This window comes from Asticcacaulis tiandongensis (assembly GCF_006475605.1).
GTDB lineage: Bacteria > Pseudomonadota > Alphaproteobacteria > Caulobacterales > Caulobacteraceae > Asticcacaulis > Asticcacaulis tiandongensis.
The window spans coordinates 85,550-103,289 of the sequence record NZ_ML636837.1 but is presented as its reverse complement, the minus strand read 5'-3'; the positions used below and the strand labels follow the sequence as shown (position 1 = coordinate 103,289).

Annotated in this window: 18 protein-coding genes; 8 read left to right on the top strand and 10 right to left on the bottom strand. The window is 56.4% G+C overall.

All coding sequences use genetic code 11. From position 1 onward, the window contains the following. Positions 1-26 precede the first annotated feature (26 nt). The 5 genes from E5201_RS00500 to E5201_RS00480 all read right to left on the bottom strand — a co-directional run bounded on the left by E5201_RS00500 (position 27) and on the right by E5201_RS00480 (position 5,210). Positions 27-563, bottom strand: a complete 537-nt coding sequence (locus tag E5201_RS00500) for a DUF3617 domain-containing protein (RefSeq protein ID WP_140984042.1) — start codon at positions 561-563, stop codon at positions 27-29. Positions 564-751: 188 nt separating this feature from the next. Next, on the bottom strand, positions 752-1,156 hold the full coding sequence (locus E5201_RS00495; protein ID WP_246050341.1) for a hypothetical protein: 405 nt from the start codon (positions 1,154-1,156) through the stop codon (positions 752-754). A 204-nt stretch (positions 1,157-1,360) separates the two neighbouring features. Beyond that, a complete protein-coding gene (gene uvrB, locus E5201_RS00490) occupies positions 1,361-3,505 on the bottom strand; it encodes an excinuclease ABC subunit UvrB (RefSeq protein ID WP_246050340.1) in 2,145 nt (714 codons plus the stop codon). A 111-nt stretch (positions 3,506-3,616) separates the two neighbouring features. After that, a complete protein-coding gene (locus E5201_RS00485) occupies positions 3,617-3,991 on the bottom strand; it encodes a hypothetical protein (protein WP_140984041.1) in 375 nt (124 codons plus the stop codon). 223 nt (positions 3,992-4,214) lie between these two features. Beyond that, positions 4,215-5,210, bottom strand: coding sequence for an isopenicillin N synthase family dioxygenase (locus E5201_RS00480; protein WP_246050339.1), 996 nt, complete (start codon positions 5,208-5,210; stop codon positions 4,215-4,217). A gap of 338 nt (positions 5,211-5,548) precedes the next feature. On the opposite strand from E5201_RS00480, the gene E5201_RS00475 reads away from it, so the two are divergent. The 5 genes from E5201_RS00475 (at position 5,549) to pseC (ending at position 11,224) form a co-directional block, all read left to right on the top strand. Further along, positions 5,549-7,240 carry a S1C family serine protease gene (locus E5201_RS00475; protein ID WP_181404517.1) on the top strand — a complete coding sequence of 564 codons (1,692 nt, stop codon included), beginning with the start codon at positions 5,549-5,551 and terminating at the stop codon, positions 7,238-7,240. 171 nt (positions 7,241-7,411) lie between these two features. Then, positions 7,412-8,074 (top strand): YiaD family glycine zipper/OmpA-like lipoprotein, encoded by a 663-nt coding sequence (locus E5201_RS00470; protein WP_140984039.1) that lies wholly within the window; start codon positions 7,412-7,414, stop codon positions 8,072-8,074. Between the two features lie 44 nt (positions 8,075-8,118). Further along, complete coding sequence (locus E5201_RS00465; RefSeq protein ID WP_246050338.1) at positions 8,119-8,898, top strand: WecB/TagA/CpsF family glycosyltransferase; 780 nt, start codon at positions 8,119-8,121, stop codon at positions 8,896-8,898. A gap of 63 nt (positions 8,899-8,961) precedes the next feature. Further along, positions 8,962-10,014, top strand: a complete 1,053-nt coding sequence (gene pseB / locus E5201_RS00460) for a UDP-N-acetylglucosamine 4,6-dehydratase (inverting) (protein WP_140984038.1) — start codon at positions 8,962-8,964, stop codon at positions 10,012-10,014. Positions 10,015-10,018: 4 nt separating this feature from the next. Next, positions 10,019-11,224 carry a UDP-4-amino-4,6-dideoxy-N-acetyl-beta-L-altrosamine transaminase gene (gene pseC / locus E5201_RS00455; RefSeq protein WP_140984037.1) on the top strand — a complete coding sequence of 402 codons (1,206 nt, stop codon included), beginning with the start codon at positions 10,019-10,021 and terminating at the stop codon, positions 11,222-11,224. Here the strand turns inward: pseC and E5201_RS00450 are convergent. From E5201_RS00450 to E5201_RS00440, 3 genes are read right to left on the bottom strand one after another with little or no spacing between them, the layout of a single operon-like run. Continuing rightward, positions 11,212-11,565 (bottom strand): hypothetical protein, encoded by a 354-nt coding sequence (locus tag E5201_RS00450; protein ID WP_140984036.1) that lies wholly within the window; start codon positions 11,563-11,565, stop codon positions 11,212-11,214. The genes pseC and E5201_RS00450 overlap by 13 nt on opposite strands. A gap of 3 nt (positions 11,566-11,568) precedes the next feature. Then, the gene (locus tag E5201_RS00445) at positions 11,569-11,928 is read right to left on the bottom strand and encodes a dihydroneopterin aldolase (protein WP_140984035.1); all 360 of its coding nucleotides are present in this window, start codon (positions 11,926-11,928) and stop codon (positions 11,569-11,571) included. Continuing rightward, entirely contained in the window at positions 11,925-12,452 is a 528-nt protein-coding gene (locus E5201_RS00440; RefSeq protein ID WP_140984034.1) for a 6-pyruvoyl trahydropterin synthase family protein, read from the bottom strand. The genes E5201_RS00445 and E5201_RS00440 overlap by 4 nt, the downstream gene beginning before the upstream one ends. Positions 12,453-12,654: 202 nt before the next feature. On the opposite strand from E5201_RS00440, the gene E5201_RS00435 reads away from it, so the two are divergent. After that, entirely contained in the window at positions 12,655-14,190 is a 1,536-nt protein-coding gene (locus E5201_RS00435) for a hypothetical protein (RefSeq protein WP_140984033.1), read from the top strand. A gap of 58 nt (positions 14,191-14,248) precedes the next feature. Here the strand turns inward: E5201_RS00435 and E5201_RS00430 are convergent, their stop codons facing one another. Next, a complete protein-coding gene (locus tag E5201_RS00430; protein ID WP_140984032.1) occupies positions 14,249-14,503 on the bottom strand; it encodes a GlsB/YeaQ/YmgE family stress response membrane protein in 255 nt (84 codons plus the stop codon). 131 nt (positions 14,504-14,634) lie between these two features. Between E5201_RS00430 and E5201_RS00425 the strand changes: the two genes are divergently transcribed. Further along, positions 14,635-15,477 carry an alpha/beta fold hydrolase gene (locus tag E5201_RS00425; protein WP_140984031.1) on the top strand — a complete coding sequence of 281 codons (843 nt, stop codon included), beginning with the start codon at positions 14,635-14,637 and terminating at the stop codon, positions 15,475-15,477. Here the strand turns inward: E5201_RS00425 and E5201_RS00420 are convergent. Continuing rightward, positions 15,467-16,438, bottom strand: coding sequence for a homoserine kinase (locus tag E5201_RS00420; protein WP_140984030.1), 972 nt, complete (start codon positions 16,436-16,438; stop codon positions 15,467-15,469). The genes E5201_RS00425 and E5201_RS00420 overlap by 11 nt on opposite strands. Positions 16,439-16,716: 278 nt before the next feature. On the opposite strand from E5201_RS00420, the gene E5201_RS00415 reads away from it, so the two are divergent. Then, the gene (locus E5201_RS00415; RefSeq protein ID WP_140984029.1) at positions 16,717-17,724 is read left to right on the top strand and encodes a cysteine synthase A; all 1,008 of its coding nucleotides are present in this window, start codon (positions 16,717-16,719) and stop codon (positions 17,722-17,724) included. Positions 17,725-17,740 lie beyond the last annotated feature (16 nt).

The following is a 17,740-nucleotide window of genomic DNA, read 5'->3' as shown; positions in this document are numbered from 1 at the left end:
GGTTTTTTAATTCCATTATGTCTGGCCTACTGGCCGGATATGGTGATCAAATTAAAGGTCTCACCGGTCGAGAGGATTACATCACCGGCTTCCTGTCCCTTACGGCAGGGGCCCTGACGTTTGGCTTTGATCGTCATGTTGACGACGCGGTTCATGTGCTCAACCGCGGCACCGGAGGTTTGCGACCGCAAGGTCATGCTATAGTCGCGTGTATAGTCACCGGTAATCTTGCCCGACATCTCGGTCAGGCCGCCCGTGCCCATATTACATTCAGCCAGAAAGCCCCATGAACCGTCCTCAAGCTTGCTTACGGTGGTACGTTCGCATTTGTCCCCCGACAGGTCCTCGCCGGTAATGCCTAGCTGCTTTTCCATATCGGCATTAGTGCAGATACGCATAGTCCGGGCCTGATCTTCTGAACCTTCTTCGCTCAGGGTCATTTGCCAAAGGCCGGGCGACCGGGTGGGCAGCTCAGCGGGCGGTTTCGGCGGGGCGGTGACGACAGGGGCGGGTTCCGGTTCCGGCTCGGGTTCCGGCTCAGGCGCTTTGGGAGAACAGGCCATAAGCACTACGCCCGCGCCTATAAGGCATACGGCTACAGAAATCCTTTTGTTAGCTCTGGCTCTGACCATGCCGCACACCCTTTTTTCTGCATTATTTGCGTCACCTTGTCCGGTAACGGAGCAAATATGTAAGGAAAAAAAACAGGATGTGCGAGTCGATTGTGGTTACCGCTGACTATTTGCGGCAATCAGATGCTCTTGCGGCTGACCATCTGCAGCGTCTGAAGCGTGCGCGGCAACTCATCGGCGAGTCGTCGGCAAATTTCGCGTGCGCCTACCGCATAGGCATCGCCCCCGTCCGAGATTTCAAAGGCCATGCGGGCTGTGGCATCAATCAGCACCTCAAGCTCGGCAATCTGTTCGCGGGCCAGAGACCGCGCTTCTTCCTGAAGCCGGTTCACCCGCTCGGTGCGGTTCTCGCGCGCAATCGTAGTGGCATCCACCAGCGACTGAACACTGGGCATATGGTTGGGAATGGATACAGGCACGACATTCATGGCTTCATCTCCGTCCGCTAGGTACACATCAGGCACGGGATCAGGAGACGCGGCTACGACTTCCGGCGGTATTGCACGCACTTTAGGTCTACGCATTGGATCACCTGAACTTGCCCTAAACTGATCCGGTGCATCTGTGGGTCTGGCCGGTTTTAGGCCGGTTACAGACCTGATGCACAGTATAAACAAAGGTGCCGCAGGTTGAATAAAAAATCCATCGGCTTTGTCGCGTGTGCATATCAATATGGCGTGTTCATGCCACAGGGGTGTGTCTCAGGAGCATCGGCATGGACTGAGCGGTCAGTCGCCGCCCAGCTGATCTCTGGCGAATTCAAGATCGAGCAGTTTGAGACGCTTAACTTCGTCGCGCAAACGCGCGGCTTCTTCGAACTCAAGATTACCGGCGGCCTCGCGCATACGGTTCTCAAGATCCTTAAGCGTCGCCTGAAAGTTGGAGCCAAGAAACGGTTTGGCATCCTTACCGGCGGCGACCCCGAGCGGAACCTGAACCCTGTCGGCCTTTTCGTAGGGACTATCAAGTATATCGCTGATACCGCGTTTAACCGATTCCGGTGTAATCCCGTGTTCGGTATTATAGGCCAGTTGCTTTTCACGACGGCGGGCGGTTTCCGCCAACGCCCGTTCCATCGAGCCGGTCATCTTGTCGGCATAGAGAATGACACGGCCATCGACGTTACGTGCGGCGCGGCCAATGGTCTGGATGAGCGAGGTTTCCGAGCGCAGGAAGCCTTCCTTGTCGGCATCAAGTATGGCGACAAAGCCACATTCGGGGATGTCCAGACCTTCGCGCAGCAGATTGATGCCAATCAGCACATCAAAGGCCCCCAGACGCAGATCGCGGATGATCTCAATACGTTCCAGCGTTTCGATATCCGAGTGCATATAACGCACACGAATGCCCTGTTCGTGCATATAGTCGGTCAGGTTCTCGGCCATCTTTTTGGTCAGCACCGTGACCAGCGAACGATAGCCGTTCTTGGCGACAGCACGCACCTCGGCAATGACGTCATCAACCTGATTGGCTCCGTCTTTCGACACAGGGCGGATTTCCACCGGCGGATCGATCAGGCCGGTCGGGCGAATAACCTGTTCGGTAAAGACGCCTGCGGTTTGCGCCATTTCCCACTTGCCGGGGGTGGCCGACACCGAAACGGTTTGCGGGCGCATGGCGTCCCACTCCTCAAACTTGAGAGGCCGGTTATCGAGACAGGAGGGCAGGCGGAAGCCATATTCCGACAGGGTGGACTTACGCGCAAAGTCGCCTCTGTACATGCCGCCGATCTGGGGCACGGTGACATGGCTCTCATCGACGAATAAAAGCGCGTTTTCCGGCAGATATTCAAAGAAGGTCGGCGGCGGATCACCGGCATTCCGTCCCGTCAGATAGCGGGAATAGTTTTCAATGCCTGCACAGGCACCGGTGGCCTCAAGCATCTCAAGGTCAAAGGTCGTGCGTTGTTCCAGACGCTGGGCCTCAAGCAGCTTGCCTTCGGCGTGCAGTTGCTCAAGCCGGACGCGCAACTCTGCCTTGATGCGGTCTATGGCCTGACGCAGTGTCGGGCGGGGCGTGACATAGTGGCTGGCGGCATAGACCTTGAGGTCTTGCAGATCGGCGGTTTTCTTGCCCGTCAGCGGATCAAATTCGGTCAGGGCTTCGATTTCGTCCCCGAACAGGGACACGCGCCAGGCACGGTCTTCGTAGTGGGCGGGGAAGATTTCAATAACATCGCCGCGACGCCTGAAGGTACCGCGTTCAAAGGCCTGATCGTTACGCTTGTATTGCAGGGCCACCAGATCGGCCCGCAACTGGGCTTCGTCGATGATCTGACCGACCTTTAACTCAAAGGTCATGGCCGTATAGGTTTCGACCGAGCCGATACCGTAAATACAAGATACCGAGGCGACAATGATGACGTCATCGCGCTCAAGGACCGCGCGGGTAGCGGCGTGGCGCATACGGTCGATTTGCTCGTTTATCGAGGAGTCTTTTTCGATATAGGTATCGGTGCGCGGCACATAGGCTTCGGGTTGATAATAGTCGTAGTAGGAAACGAAATATTCGACCGCGTTTTCGGGGAAAAAGGCTTTAAATTCAGAATAAAGCTGCGCCGCCAGCGTCTTGTTGTGCGCGAGGATAAGCGCCGGACGCTGGGTGGCCTCAATGATCTTGGCCATGGTGAAGGTCTTGCCCGATCCCGTAACCCCCAGAAGCACCTGATCCTGTTCGCGGGCCTGAACACCGGCGACAAGCTCGGTAATGGCCGCGGGCTGATCTCCGGCGGGCTCATAGGCCGAATGCAGCACAAAGCGCTTGCCGCCTTCGGATTTTTCGGGGCGTTCGGGCCGGTGCGGGGTCCACAGGGCCGTTGGAAAATCCTGCGCACCCATTGGTGTGAGCGGGGGGGGGAGAGAAGAACGTGTCATGAACACAAGATAGAGCGGTTGTGCAAAAAAGAAAGACCCTCCGGCAATAACCGGAGGGTTTTTTCAGTCCTGACGATTGGCCGGTTTTTCCGGCCTGTTGTCTTATTGCGTTTAGTTGGACGCCAGCTTGACGCCAGCCTTGGCTTCAGCCGCGGCCATGTTCGGGCTGGCCTTGGTCACCTTAACCGAGGAATTCGAGCCACCGGCACCGAAACGGGCATTGGCTTCGATCCAGTAGAGGCCATCGGCCCCGAGGAAATTATACTTGTATTCAATGGAGTAGGTGCCCGCACGCACATCACAGGCGCTGATGTTGACCATCTGCTTGCCGGTGACCGGTACAACCTTTGAAACCGCGTTCTTGCTGATCGAAGCGGCTACCATGCCCGCTTCGGCCTGTTGTTCGTCGGTGCACTCAGCGGCAAACGCTTGCGCCGAAACCATAGAGAAGCCAGCCACCATGGCCACCAGAATTGTCTTTTTCATTACCTTTTTACTCCCAGATGTTCTTCAGGATGAAAACGGTGATATATGAAAATGAATAATCTTGAGTTAAATCAAGGTTTTCATATTATTAACCCATATTAATGGCGTGACCGGAAAAACCTTGTCAGACAAGGTGCAAATCTTAACGGCAAAGAGTCGCCATAAAAATTTTGAAAAAACAGACGAAAAATATGAATTGGTTTCTGAAATTGGCACCGCTTTATCAGGCCAGTTTGATCTCACGCAGCCTTTGCATCAGGAAATCATAGGCCGTGATGGCCTGACCGGCATATTGATCCGGACGCTCTGTCGTCACGCAGTTTTCCAGCGTCTCGATCAGGTAAGGCGATTCAAAATGCAGGAAGAACGGCATGGAATAGCGCGAGAAGCCGCTTCGTGCCTCGGCGGGATTAACCACACGGTGAATGGTGGAGGGCAGGACATGGTTGGTCAGGCGTGACAGCATGTCACCGATATTGATAACAATAGCCCCTTCCGGCGGAGTGACTGGCAGCCAGCTGCCGTCACGATCAAGCAGTTGCAGGCCCGGTTCCTCGGCCCCCATAAGTAGGGTAATAGCATTGATGTCCCCGTGCGCACCGGCGCGGACACTGTCACCGGCCTCGGTGACCGGTGGGTAATGCAGAAGGCGCAGGACGGAGTTACCAAGCGCCACCTTATTATCAAAGAAGTCAGGCGCGAGGTTCAGATATAGCGCGATGGCCGAAAGCACTTTTTTACCCAGATCATCCAGCGCCGCATAGAGCGCCTGAAGGGCCGGTTTGAATTCCGAAACTTCTTCGGGCCACAGATTATCACGCATATGATCGCGGTACGGGTGGCCTTCGGGCAGGTCGCGGCCCATATGCCAGAATTCTTTCAGGTCGTGGGCTTTGTAACCCTTGGCGGTTTCGACGCCGAAAGGCGTATAGCCGCGCGCACCGCCGTGACCGGCTTCGTGATATTCGTACTTGCTGGCTGCGGGCAGGTCAAAAAAAGCCCGGGTCTGCGCATAGGCCTTATCAACCAGCGCCTTATCAAGCCCCGCGCCTTCGCTGTCGAACAGACCGGTCAGAATGGCAAAGCCGTAACGCTCAAAAGAGGCCCCAAGGGTTTGCGCAAAGGCGGCTCTATCGCTCTGATAAAGCGCCAGTGGCACAGGGGTAATGGCCGACGCGGTCGACAAAGGCGCATTATCGTAAAAAGCCGTATCAGACATGGGAACCCGAACCATTGGAAGATCGGGTTTTTATATCCGAAGTTTATGGCAAAAGGAAAACGGCTTATGAGCCAGAAGGCTGTCAGGGTGCTATTATGCCGCAGCCAGATATGTGTCCGGATATGTAATATGCGCAATTGTATCACACATGGCGTCTGATATAGGCTTTGCTGTGGATTTTAGTTGCATGGCCCGCCCGGTCATAGTTGAGATAGGCGGCATATCGGTTCAAGGGGTTTGGGCGCGTGGGCGGCCACATAGACAGTCACAGACGGATTATTTTGGATAGACGAAGTGCCATCAGCCTGCTTTCAGCGGTGTGCTTAGCTGTGTCCGCCATGCTTGTGGCCCTGCCGGTGTCGGCGCAGTTCCTGCCGGATGAACCCGCATCGGGCAATATGGTCATCGAGGGCCTTGATCCGGCCCTGCAACCGGTCAATTCCACCGAAGCGCTGAAACATTCCGAACAGGCAGTGGTGCGGGTTCTGGTGGTTTATCGCGGCTATGGCGGTGTGCCACTTGAGGCCGTGGGCATGGGCTCAGGCTTCGTCGTCGCGCCCGGATATATTGTCACCAACTATCATGTGATTGAAACCCCGCCCGAAGCGACCTCATCCGAAATCTATATTGTGCCGCATAAGGATGCACGTAGCCCCTACCGTCAGGTCAAGCTTGTCCGTCAGTGGGTTGAGGGTGATTTGGCGCTGCTGCGCGCCGATGGCCTTGAGATTGATCCCCTGACCCTGTCGCTGACGCCGCAAAAAAACCAGCGCATTGTCGCCATGGGTTATCCGGGGGTAACCGACCGTCTTCTGAAGCGTGGCGGGTTAGAACTGCTCGAACCGGCGGACGCCTACGTCACTCAGGGGTCTATTGCCCTGTTTGCCTCAACCAATCCTGACGGCAGCCGTGTGGATACGCTGTTTCATACCGCTCCGATCAATCCGGGCAATTCCGGCGGGCCGCTTCTGGATGAGTGTGGTCAAGTCGTGGGCGTCAATACCTGGTCAGCGGCCTCGACCTTGTCGGAAACCGGCGATATGGACGTACCCGCCGGGCAATATGTTGCTACCCATGTCGCCGCACTTAATACATTCCTGTCCTCAGCGGGCCTCAAGCCCCTGACGACGACCGATCCCTGCTATGCCCGTACCGCCGATGAGATCGTCAAGGACGATGACCTGAGCCGCGCACTGGCGATTGTTCAGGAAGCCCAGCTCAAGCGGCTTGAGGAGCAGCGCAAGGCCGAGCAGATGAACGCCCTGATGGATCAGTTGCAACTGGCGGCACTGGTACTTTTGTCGGTGCTGGTGCTGATCCTGATCTGGCTGATCATTCAGCGCCGCCATCATCGGGAGCGTGGCGATATGCCTGTGCCCGGTCATCCACATACCGAAGACGCACCACTCACCTTACGTAAGGCACTGCATGAGCGTCATCGTTTCAAGCCGCCCTTCCCGTGGGGCTGGCTGGTGCTGGCGGCGGCAGTGGTGTTGCTGGCGCTTGGGTTCCTGTTCCGCGAGAGTCCGATCTATAAGCGTCTGACCGTGCCGAAGCCTGAAGCCATTGTGACGCACCCTGCGACCGCCCTTCGCCTCAGTTGTGAGGTGGATGTCGCCGCGTCATACCGCCCCCTGAGCGATGCCGGGCCAATTGAATTCGAGTTTGATGGCTCGCGTGCCTGTGTTAACGGGCGCACCCCCTATGAGCGTCAGGGGGACGGGAGTTTACTGCGCTATACGGTGTCAGACTCAGAACCCGTCGCGGCGAAGCTTGAGCTTTCAAAGGACGGGCAGACGTTCAAACGCAGTGATTACCGGCTGGAGGCGACGGCCTATCGCACCTATGTGGCGCAACGCACCGCCCTTGGGGCTTTGCGCTGTGCATCGGGCAATGATGCGGCGCAGGCTCAGGCCCTCGAGGATAACCTGAAAAAGGTCAGAGCGCTGGCGCGGGGCTATCTTACCGGTAATCCGGATTCACAAACCGTCTGGCGCTGCAAACGCATTGATGAAAAACCCCGTGTTTAAATAAGAGACCCATAAGGGTCTTATGGTTTGTTTATACCGTGTTTATTTTGTGAGCATTGGCTATTTATCGCCTTCATTTTAGGTTCATCTTAGAAGGCATATTGAAGACATTGTGACCCTGCAGAGATTTTTGATTCTGACGGGGGGCTGCAATTTTTATGGAGAACACATATGCGTAAATTTCTTTTTGCGGCGGCGGGCATCGCGCTTATGACAGCCGCCTGTACGACGACCGACCCGCACACCGGTCAGGTGGTGCGTGACAACACCAAGACCAACGCCATTATCGGCGCGGTTGCCGGTGCTGGTCTTGGCTACGCGACCAATACCAACAAGGGTGAGCAAGGCCGTAAGAACGCCGTCATCGGTGCCGGTATCGGCGCGCTGGCCGGTGCAGGCATTGGCCAGTATATGGACAAGCAACAGGCTGAACTGCGCCGTGAACTGGCCGGTTCCGGTGTTGACGTCAACCGTGACGGTGACAATATCGTCCTGAACCTGCCGTCCGATGTGACCTTTGCCACCAATTCGGCTTCGATTGACACCCGTTTCTATCCAGTGCTGAATGACGTGGCTGATGTTCTGAGCCGTTACCCTTCAACCTATGTTGATATTGTTGGCCATGCCGACTCTAGCGGTAATGATGCGATCAACCAGCCTCTGTCTGAGAACCGTGCCAATTCAACGGCGTCCTATCTGGTCAACCGTGGCGTCGCCTCACAGCGTATCTACGTTGCCGGTCAGGGTTCAAAACAACCCATCGCTTCGAATTCGACCGCCGATGGCCGCGCCAAGAACCGTCGCGTGGAAATCACCCTGCGTCCGGTGACCTGATCCGGTTAAAAGGTTGAAAGCATTTTGATGCTAGTAAGGGCGGCATGAACACCTCATGCCGCCCTTACTCTATAGAACGTCTGCCTCTGCTGGGGGCCGTCGTCGATATCGTGACGCCTGAGCAGGTTATGGACTTTGTCACTGCAACGGTAGCGCAGCGGAAACAGGCGATTGTCGCCAATCACAATCTGCACAGTCTCTATTTCTATAAGCGGCGGGCCGATATGCGCGCCTTTTACGCTAAGGCTGATCTGATTGAGATTGATTCAACGCCAATGATTGCCTGGGCAAAAGCGCTGGGGCACGAGGTCTCGCGGGCGCATCGGTCGACCTATCTCGATTTCCGCGAAGATTTCTGGCGGCGGGCCGTAGTCAATGGGTGGCGGGTCTATCATCTCGGTGGCGCGCCGGAATATGCCGAACCGGCAAGGCAAGCCATTATGTCGCGCCACCCTGAGGCACAGCTTGAGGTCCGGCACGGCTATTTTGATATGTCGGGGCCGGAAAATATAGAGGTTCTGGCGGATATTGCGGCCAAAAAGCCGGACATATTGCTGGTGGGCATGGGAATGCCGCGTCAGGAACTGTGGATTCTGAATAATCTCGAAGCGCTGCCTGACTGTGCCATCCTGCCGGTCGGTGGGGCCTTTGATTATGAGGCGGGCGCAACCTATACGCCGCCGCGCTGGGCCGGACGGTTGGGTGTGGAATGGCTGGTGCGCTTTTTCCATGATCCCAAACGGCTGTTTCAGCGCTATTTCCTTGAACCGTGGGTGCTTATTCCCGAAGCCTTGCGGGATATCCGGCGGAAGGAATCACGTTAACCTTTCATTTAGCGGCTAGGCTCACCATCCCCACCACCCGCTTAATCTGTCACCAGAGTATCTATGACCGAAGCCCTCTTACGCACCTTTGCCCCGCAAACCGATCCGATAAAGGATAAGGTGGTGCTGATCACCGGTGGTACCGGATCGTTTGGCAAGCGCATGGTGCAGACGCTCCTGACGCGATATGCACCGAAAAAGGTCATCATCTTTTCGCGTGATGAGCTTAAGCAGTATGAAATGCGCGCCGAACTTGAGGCACAGTTTCCACCGGATTTGCTGGCACGCCTGAGGTTTTTTATTGGTGATGTGCGTGACCGCCAAAGGCTGGTCATGGCCTTTCGCGGCGCGGATATTGTGATCCACGGCGCCGCCCTCAAGCAGGTGCCAGCGGCAGAATATAATCCGTCAGAATGTATTGCCACCAATATTAACGGCGCGGAAAATGTCGTCTGGGCCTGTCTGCAAAACGGGGTGCAGAAGGTTGTGGCGCTATCGACCGACAAGGCCTGTTCGCCGGTCAATCTCTATGGCGCGACTAAGCTGGCCTCGGACAAGATTTTTTCGGCGGCCAATAATCTGTCGGGGGATATCGGCACGCGCTTTTCGGTCGTCCGTTACGGCAATGTCGTGGGCTCGCGTGGCTCCGTCGTGCCGTTTTTCCAGAAGCTGATTAAACAGGGGGCATCGGAGCTGCCGATTACCGATCCGCGCATGACACGGTTCTGGATATCCTTAAGTCAGGGTGTCAATTTCGTCCTCTCAAGCCTTGAGATCATGCGCGGCGGCGAAGTGTTTGTGCCGAAAATACCGGCGACGCTGGTGACCGATCTGGCCACCGCCATGGCCCCTGACCTGAACCAGAAAATTATTGGTATCCGGCCCGGCGAAAAGCTGCATGAGGCCATGATCAGCGCCGATGATGCGCGCACCACCTGGGAACTTGAGGACCGTTATCTGATCGAACCTATCCTGTATGAATATCCGCGGGCAAAGGTCGAAACCCTAAAGGGCGTGCGCAAGGTCGAGGAAGGTTTCGCCTATGCCAGCGACCTGAACACGGAACGGCTCGATGCCGAAGGTATCCGGCGTCTCATGCCTGCCTATCTGGAATAGGCGCATGGCTGAGGATTTTTTACCCTATGGCCGCCAGTCGATTGATCGGAGCGATATCGACCATGTCATAGCTGCCCTGAGATCGGATTTTCTGACGACGGGGCCGTGGGTTGAGCGCTTCGAACGTGAACTGGCCGAAACCGTAGGCGCGCACGAAGCCGTGGCGGTGGCTAATGGGACGGCGGCGCTGCATCTGGCGGTCTTGTCACAAAACCTGACGCCTGAGGATGTGGTGATTGTCCCGTCCCTGACCTTTGTGGCGACGGCCAATGCCGTGGCCTTTTGCGGGGCGCAGGTCGTCTTCGCCGATGTCGATCCCGACACAGGGCTGATGACCGATGAAAGCTTCCTTGAAGCGCTGGCGGTCGTGCAAGGGCTTGAGGGCCATCGTTTTGCCGGCGTCATTCCGGTGCATTATGCGGGACGCACCGTTGATCTGTCTCTGATGACCGAAATCTGTGCCGGAGAGCGCGCCTTTATTATCGAAGATGCCTGTCATGCGCTGGGATCACACGGCCCGCAAGGGGCGGTCGGCTCAGGTGTGGCGTCGGACATGGCCTGTTTTTCCTTTCATCCGGTTAAAACCCTGACGACCGGTGAGGGCGGGGCGATCACCACTAACGATCCCAAACTGGCCGCGCGTTTACGTCAGTTACGCAGTCATGGTCTTGAGCGGCAGGCCGATCATTTCACCGGACTGGGCTTTGGTGACGGCGACGACAACGGATCGTGGGTCTATGAGATGCAGGCGCTTGGGTTTAATTACCGCTTGCCGGATATCAACTGTGCAGTAGGGGTGGCACAACTCGCCAAACTTAAAGGGTTCATACAACGCCGCCGGCATCTGGTGGGGCTTTATCGGGATTTGCTGGCCGAGGCCGAATTGCCCCTAAGCCATGCGCCTGAGGCCGAGGGCTGTCAGGCCGCGTTTCATCTGATGGCCGTCAGTATTGATTTCGACACCATCGGTATGACGCGGGCGGCGGTCATGTCCGGTTTACGTGAACAGGGCATTGGCACACAGGTGCATTATGTGCCGGTGCATCGTCAGCCCTATTGGGTTGAGCGCCAGATGGGTCAGCGCACCTTAACCGGCGCAGATGCCTTTTATCGGCGCACCCTGTCGCTGCCGCTGTTTCCCGATATGACGGATGCTGATCCGGCACGGGTGGTCACAGCCCTTAAAGCGGTTCTGGCTCAGACCAGATAACTTTCAGGGGTCGGATAGGGCCGGTTGCGGTACAGGTGGTTGGCTCCGACAACGCTGCGCCCGATAGACCAAAAGAACAGAGCCGCCCCCAGCGCATAGCCCATATAGGGCAGGCCGAAACGGAAGCTTAAGACCGTAATCAGCAACACAGGAATACCGATCCAGAAGGTGCGCTTCTGAAACGTGAAATGATCCCGCGTCAGATCGTTGGCGTCGTCCTGAAACAGATAGACCAGCGTGATAGCTAAAACAGCGCTGAACCCTGCGGTGGCCAGAAAAAAGAACAACAGGCCGTAATTGACAAAAGGGATGAGGCGGGGGTCGAGCTTTCGTTTCGTCACGGCTTATTGATCCTTCTCAAAGGTAACGGCACAACCGGCCTTATCGGCATCATTCAGGGCTTCGGGTTTGGAGACACGGATATGCACGCGCTTTACACCCGCTTCGTCAAGGATCGCCTGAGCCAGATCTTCGGCAAAGGTTTCCACCAGCTTGATATGACCGGCGCTGATGATTTCCTTGGCCCTGAGGCCAAACAGTTCATAGTTGAACGTGTCTTTCAGGCCGGTAATCGGGTGCAGCCCTAAAGTGACCTCTGCATCGATAATCAGGGGCTGGGTGCGGCCGTGCTCATAATCATAGATACCGATGGCGGCTTCGACGCGAAGACCTTCGACAAAGACAAGACGCGTCGTTAAGCTCATGCAGCACCTGAGAGATCGTTGAGGCTAAGATCGGCCCTGTGACACCATTGACCGAGTTGCGGCCCGTCCACAAGGTCTTCGGGCGTCAGTATGACGCTGTTGGTCGGGGTTTCCTCGATCTCGAAGCGCACGCATTCAAAATCGGGCACATGACGGGCCAGAATGGCATTCAGCTTATAATAAAGCGCCAGCGCAACGGCTTCGGTGGTCGGGTCGCCGTCAATGATCAGCAGGCGCGGTACGATGTCCGGTTCGTGGGTCTGAAAAAATCCAATCAGCGGATCGTTTGCCCCGAGTTGAAAAGCGTGATCGAGCGCCTCATCGACAAAGCGGTGCCAGTCACGTTTCAGGGCATCGAAGCTTAAGGCATAGTTCGCCTGTCCCCATTTCACCGCAGCCGACGCCTTGGGCTTAAGGGTCACTTTGACAAATTCATTATGGCCATGCGGCGTCGCGCACTTTGAGGTGCGGTCGGCGAGCAGGCGGTGCGCCATGCTGAAACGGCGGGTGAATTGAATTTGCACTTGGGATATGGCCCTGAGGGAAAACTGGGTGCAGCTAAAAGCGCAAAACCGGTTTCAAGTCAAATCACGGAAGGTAAAGGGGCAGGGTTTGTGCCTGATCTCATTTCCCGAAAATGAAATTCTTAAGTGGGCAGGGTGGTATGCGTTTGCTATTTGTGGTGGTAAGTGTGGGTTGTAAGTAGCAGTGGGGGGAACGGGCATAATGGAATCGATCAAGGGGCTTGCGGCCATGGTTGTGGCGCTGGCTGTGGTGGCGGGGGCACCGTCAGGCGTTGCGGCATCTGACGTCTCCACAGAAGTGACTGCCGCTGATGAAGCGGAAGAAGAACTGACGGTCTATAGTGTCGTTGGAGCGACTCTGTCGGCCGTATCCTATGGGGATACGGGCTGGGCGCGGGAGTTCCTGCTTGAGGTGCTCAAAGAGGATGCCTATGCCGGCTGGAAACCCGTGGATCAGTACCGCGTCCATTACCTGCTGGCCCAGATTGAGATGGCGGAGCGTAACCACAAGAAGGCCTATGCGGCCCTTATGGAAGCCGCTCGAATAGCCCCTGAGGCACGTGACGGCCTGTATTGGCGCCTTTTGGCGCGCGTATCTATGGCATTGGAAAAGCCGGAAGAGGCGGTGGACGCGTTCACCATCTATGTTGAAGGTCGCCCAAACGACCTGAATGAGATCAACGGTGAATATATTCTCAATCTGTTGAAATTGTCAGGCGACTTCAAAGACGAAAAGGTCAGGCAAAGGCGGTTACTAGAGGCGCTGAGGGTAGCCGATTATCGCTCAGAGGATCCGGCGTTTGAATCCGAAACTTTCTGGTTTACGTTGTTTAAGCTTTATGCGGATCAGGGCGAGGATGAAAAGGCGATGACCCTTTTGCCGTTCACATCGCCCTGGCGGATACAGGTTACCAGAATGGACCGCAGGTACAGGCGTTTCGTCGAGGCGCGTCCCGATGATTTTGACTATGCGGTGGCACTGGAAAACGATCTGATCCGCCACACGGTACTTGTGGGTGAGAAGCCAAATGAGATGCAGGCGGTTTATCGCCTTGCCTCAAGCCTTTATGAGGCCGGAAAGGTGACTGAGGCCGGAGAGATCATAGACACTATTCTCGAGAAGGTCGGCGAAGATGCCTACACCGATGAAACCGAGTATCTGCCGTGGGTCTATAATCTTCAGTCTGATGTGTTCCTGAGCAAGGGCATGGAGGTCGAGGCTGTTGGCGCCCAGATAATGGCGCGGGATATTGAACAGGCGACAACCGGCACGTCTGTCAGCATGGGCCTTAATCTGGCGAGTTTGTACGACTCGCTGGGCAAGCCTGATCTGGCGCTGGCTGAAATCAAACCTGTGCCTAAAACCGTCAGTTCCTATGGCCGTATGGTGCGCGAAAGTATCAAGGCCTGCGCCTACGGACAGCTTGGTCGCAAGGGTCAGATGAAGGCGGCGCTAAAACACATAGCCAAAAATCAAAAAGAGGGATTAGGCCCGACCTTAAGGGCGCTGGAATGTGCCGGAGACGAAGCCGTATTGGCGGCGGCATTTATAGAGGCCCTGAAACACACGGACACAAGGACTGCGGCACTGGCCTATGCCCAGATTAATCTGCCGCAGCCTCATCAGCCTGTTCTGACGGCTGAAAGGGAGGCGATGCGCAAAAGGGTTCTGGCGCGACCGGACGTCAGGACAATGATTGAGACCTATGGCGTGGTTGAAACCTATCCTGACTTCTGAAAAATAAAACATCCCCATGCGTGAGTCGCAGGGGGATGTTTTTCATTATTCAGCGCTTTTAAGCCCGCTTGCCACGGATCATGCGGCTGAGGGCGATAAGGATACAGGCACCGATAACGCCTGCCACCAGATTGCCGACAATACCACCGAAGCTTACGCCGATGATCGAGAACAGGCCATTGGCAACAGCCGCGCCGATAATGCCCAGAATGATGTTCAGGAACAGGCCCTGATCCGATTTCATGATTTGCTCGGCTATCCAGCCCGCGATGGCCCCGATGATGATGGCCGCAATCCAACCCATACCTTCCATTGGTACCTCCTGAAAAACATAGTCCGCGGACAACCCGCCGCTGAGGAAAGTTAGGTTGCAAAAAATAGGATTTCCATGCGGAAGCCGCTATGGAAATATAGGTCAAAGCTTACCTTTTCCGGAGGAAGACCATGTCAAAACCGCTGACTTACCAAAGCGCCGATGGCGTACTTGAGTTGTACGCACAGGTCTCAGGGTCAGAGAACGGCCATCCTGTTTTATGCCTGCACGGGCTGACGCGGAACCATCGGGATTTCGGATATCTGGCGGCGCATCTGTCGCCCGACTATCGCGTCATTGTACCGGATCAGCGCGGGCGGGGACAATCCGCGTGGGATAATGAGCCTGCGCGCTATACTCTCGGGGTCTATGTCGCGGATATGTTCGCCCTTCTGGATCATCTGGGGATCGAAAAGGTGACGGTGATCGGAACCTCTATGGGCGGGCTGATGGGCATGATCATGGCAAGCCTGGCGCCGCAGCGCATAGAGCGGCTGGTGCTGAACGATGTCGGGCCTGAGATTGCCCCCGAAGGTCTGGCGCGCATCGCCGGATATGCCGGTAAGGGCGGGCCAGCTGAGACATGGGATGCGGCGGCGAAAGCGTCCGAAACCATCAATGCCGTAGCCTTTCCCGATTACGGGCCAGACGACTGGGCGGCGTTTGCGCAACGCACTTATAAGGCAAAAGACGGGCGTATCGTGCCGGACTATGATCCGGCCATCGCCTTAGGGCTCAAGCCGCAAAGCAATGCCGTCGCGCCTGACCTGTGGCCCTTATGGGCAGGCATAGGTCACACGCCGGTTCTGGTGATACGCGGGGCCTTGTCTGATCTGTTGTCAGCAGCGACGTTTGACCGGATGCTGGCCGAACATCCCGACAGTCAGGGGGTCACCATCGCCAACAGGGGCCATGCGCCCATGCTCGATGAGCCCGAAGTGGTGGCAGCGATTGACCGATTTCTTAAAGGCTAAAATACTCCCGCCCGCTTTTAATCCCGCGATGATATTCGAGGCGGCGATAAAAGGCTTCGGGGTCCTTGGGCTTCACCACCCAGCTTGGGTCATGGTTCAGCAGGTCATAAAGGCGGGTCAGGGTAAAGCGCACCGCCGACCCCCGCGCCATCAACGGCAGGGCTTCGATTTCGCCATCGCTCAGCGGACGCTCGGCATTGTAAGCCGTAATAAAGGCCGAGATCATCTCAGGGATCGGCTGCCCGCCCGGTGTAAAGCCCCAGGCATTGAGCGATACCGCCAGATCATAGGCGTATGAATCGGTGCAGGCATAATAATAGTCGATGACCCCCGTCACCTGACCCTCATCGCTCATCAGCACATTGTCGGTGAAATAGTCGGCATGGATCGCGCCCTTGGGCAGATCGTCCGGCCACTGAGCCTTAAGCCATGAGACTTCGGCGCGGAAGTCCTCAAGTATGGCTTCGGCGCGGGCCGATTGTGCGGCTCTCGGTTCACAGCGCTCAATCAGGCCGTCCCAATAGGCGATGCCCATGGTGTTTTCGCGCACCTGCGGGAAATCGGCCCCGACCTTGTGCAGCTTGGCCAGATATTCACCCGCTGAGGCTGCATGGCGCACATCGGGGTTGCGCGGCCATCGACCGGGGAGCCACTTGATCAGGGCGGCCTTGCGCCCATTAAGCTCACCTATGGTCGCGCCGTTTTTCATCACCGCCGGGCCGGGGGCAGGATAGCCCTTCTGATCGAGATGCAGCGTATAGTCCATGAAATAGGGCAGGGCGCTTTCATCGGTGGCAGCTTCAAAAAGGGTAAGCGCATAAAGGCCAGAGGTGGTTTCAACCTTGAAATTGGTATTTGAAACGCCTTCTTCGATCCCCTCAAGGTGGATCAGCGTGCCTATATCATAGGCCGACAGAAAATCGCGCGCTTCCTCAAGTGATACGGGTGTGAAGACCGCCATGAAACCAGATTATCCCAAACCGTGAACCGGCCCCTGCTATAGGGCAGGCGGGTAAGGCCCGACAAGCGCTTTATACGTCATGCTAATGATTCTCAAATATTTTCCCCCGCCGTTGACCGTGCGCAAACCCCTGCCTTATAAGGCGCAACTCAGGGCTTTAAGTGTGGCTAAACCCCGCGATTAGAATCTATCGTTTGGGATTGTCAGGCAAATCCAATAGGGCGCACACAGCGCAACAGCTATGTGTCAGAATTAGGCGTTCCAACAGGAGACTTCGCGTGGCGAAAACCGTTCAGTCCGTACTTGATCTTATCGGGAATACACCGCTGATCCGGCTCAAGGGGCCGTCCGAGCAAACGGGCTGTGAGATCTATGCCAAGGCCGAATTCCTAAATCCCGGTCAGTCTATCAAGGACCGCGCCGCCCTGTGGATCATCCGTGACGCCGAAGCCAAAGGTCTGCTGCGTCCCGGTGGCACCATTGTCGAAGGGACGGCGGGTAATACCGGCATCGGTCTGGCGCTGGTCGCCAATGCGCTGGGCTATAAGGCGGTCATCGTTATTCCGCGCACCCAGTCTCAGGAAAAGAAGGACGCGATACGTCTTCTGGGGGCGCAACTGATTGAGGTTGATGCCGTGCCCTATTCCAACCCTGACAACTATGTGCGCTATTCAGGCCGTCTGGCTGAAGAACTGGCGAAAACCGAAGCCGGCGGGGCCATTTGGGCCAATCAGTTTGATAACGTCGCCAACCGTCAGGCCCATATCGATGCCACGGCCCCTGAAATCTGGGAACAGACCGGCGGCAAGGTCGATGGTTTTGTTGCGGCGGTCGGTTCCGGCGGGACTCTGGCTGGTATCGCGGCGGGTCTTAAGGGCTTTAATCCGGATATCAAGATCGCTCTGGCGGACCCTTACGGGGCGGCGCTCTATAGCTATTACACCACTGGTGAACTGAAATCCGAAGGTAGCTCAATTACCGAAGGTATCGGTCAGGGCCGCATCACGGCCAATCTTGAGGGTTTTACGCCGGACTACAGCTATCGCGTAGGTGATGAGGAATGGCTGCCGGTGCTCTATGACCTTGATCGCCACGAAGGTCTGGTGGTCGGCGGCTCATCGGCGCTGAACGTGGCCGGTGCCATAAAGCTGGCCAAAGACCTCGGGCCGGGCAAGACTATCGTCACCATTCTGGCGGACTATGGCAACCGTTACGCCTCAAAGATTTTCAACGCCGAATTCCTGCGTGAAAAAGGCCTGCCCGTTCCGCCCTGGTCAGAAGGCTGAAACAGGTAAATATGCA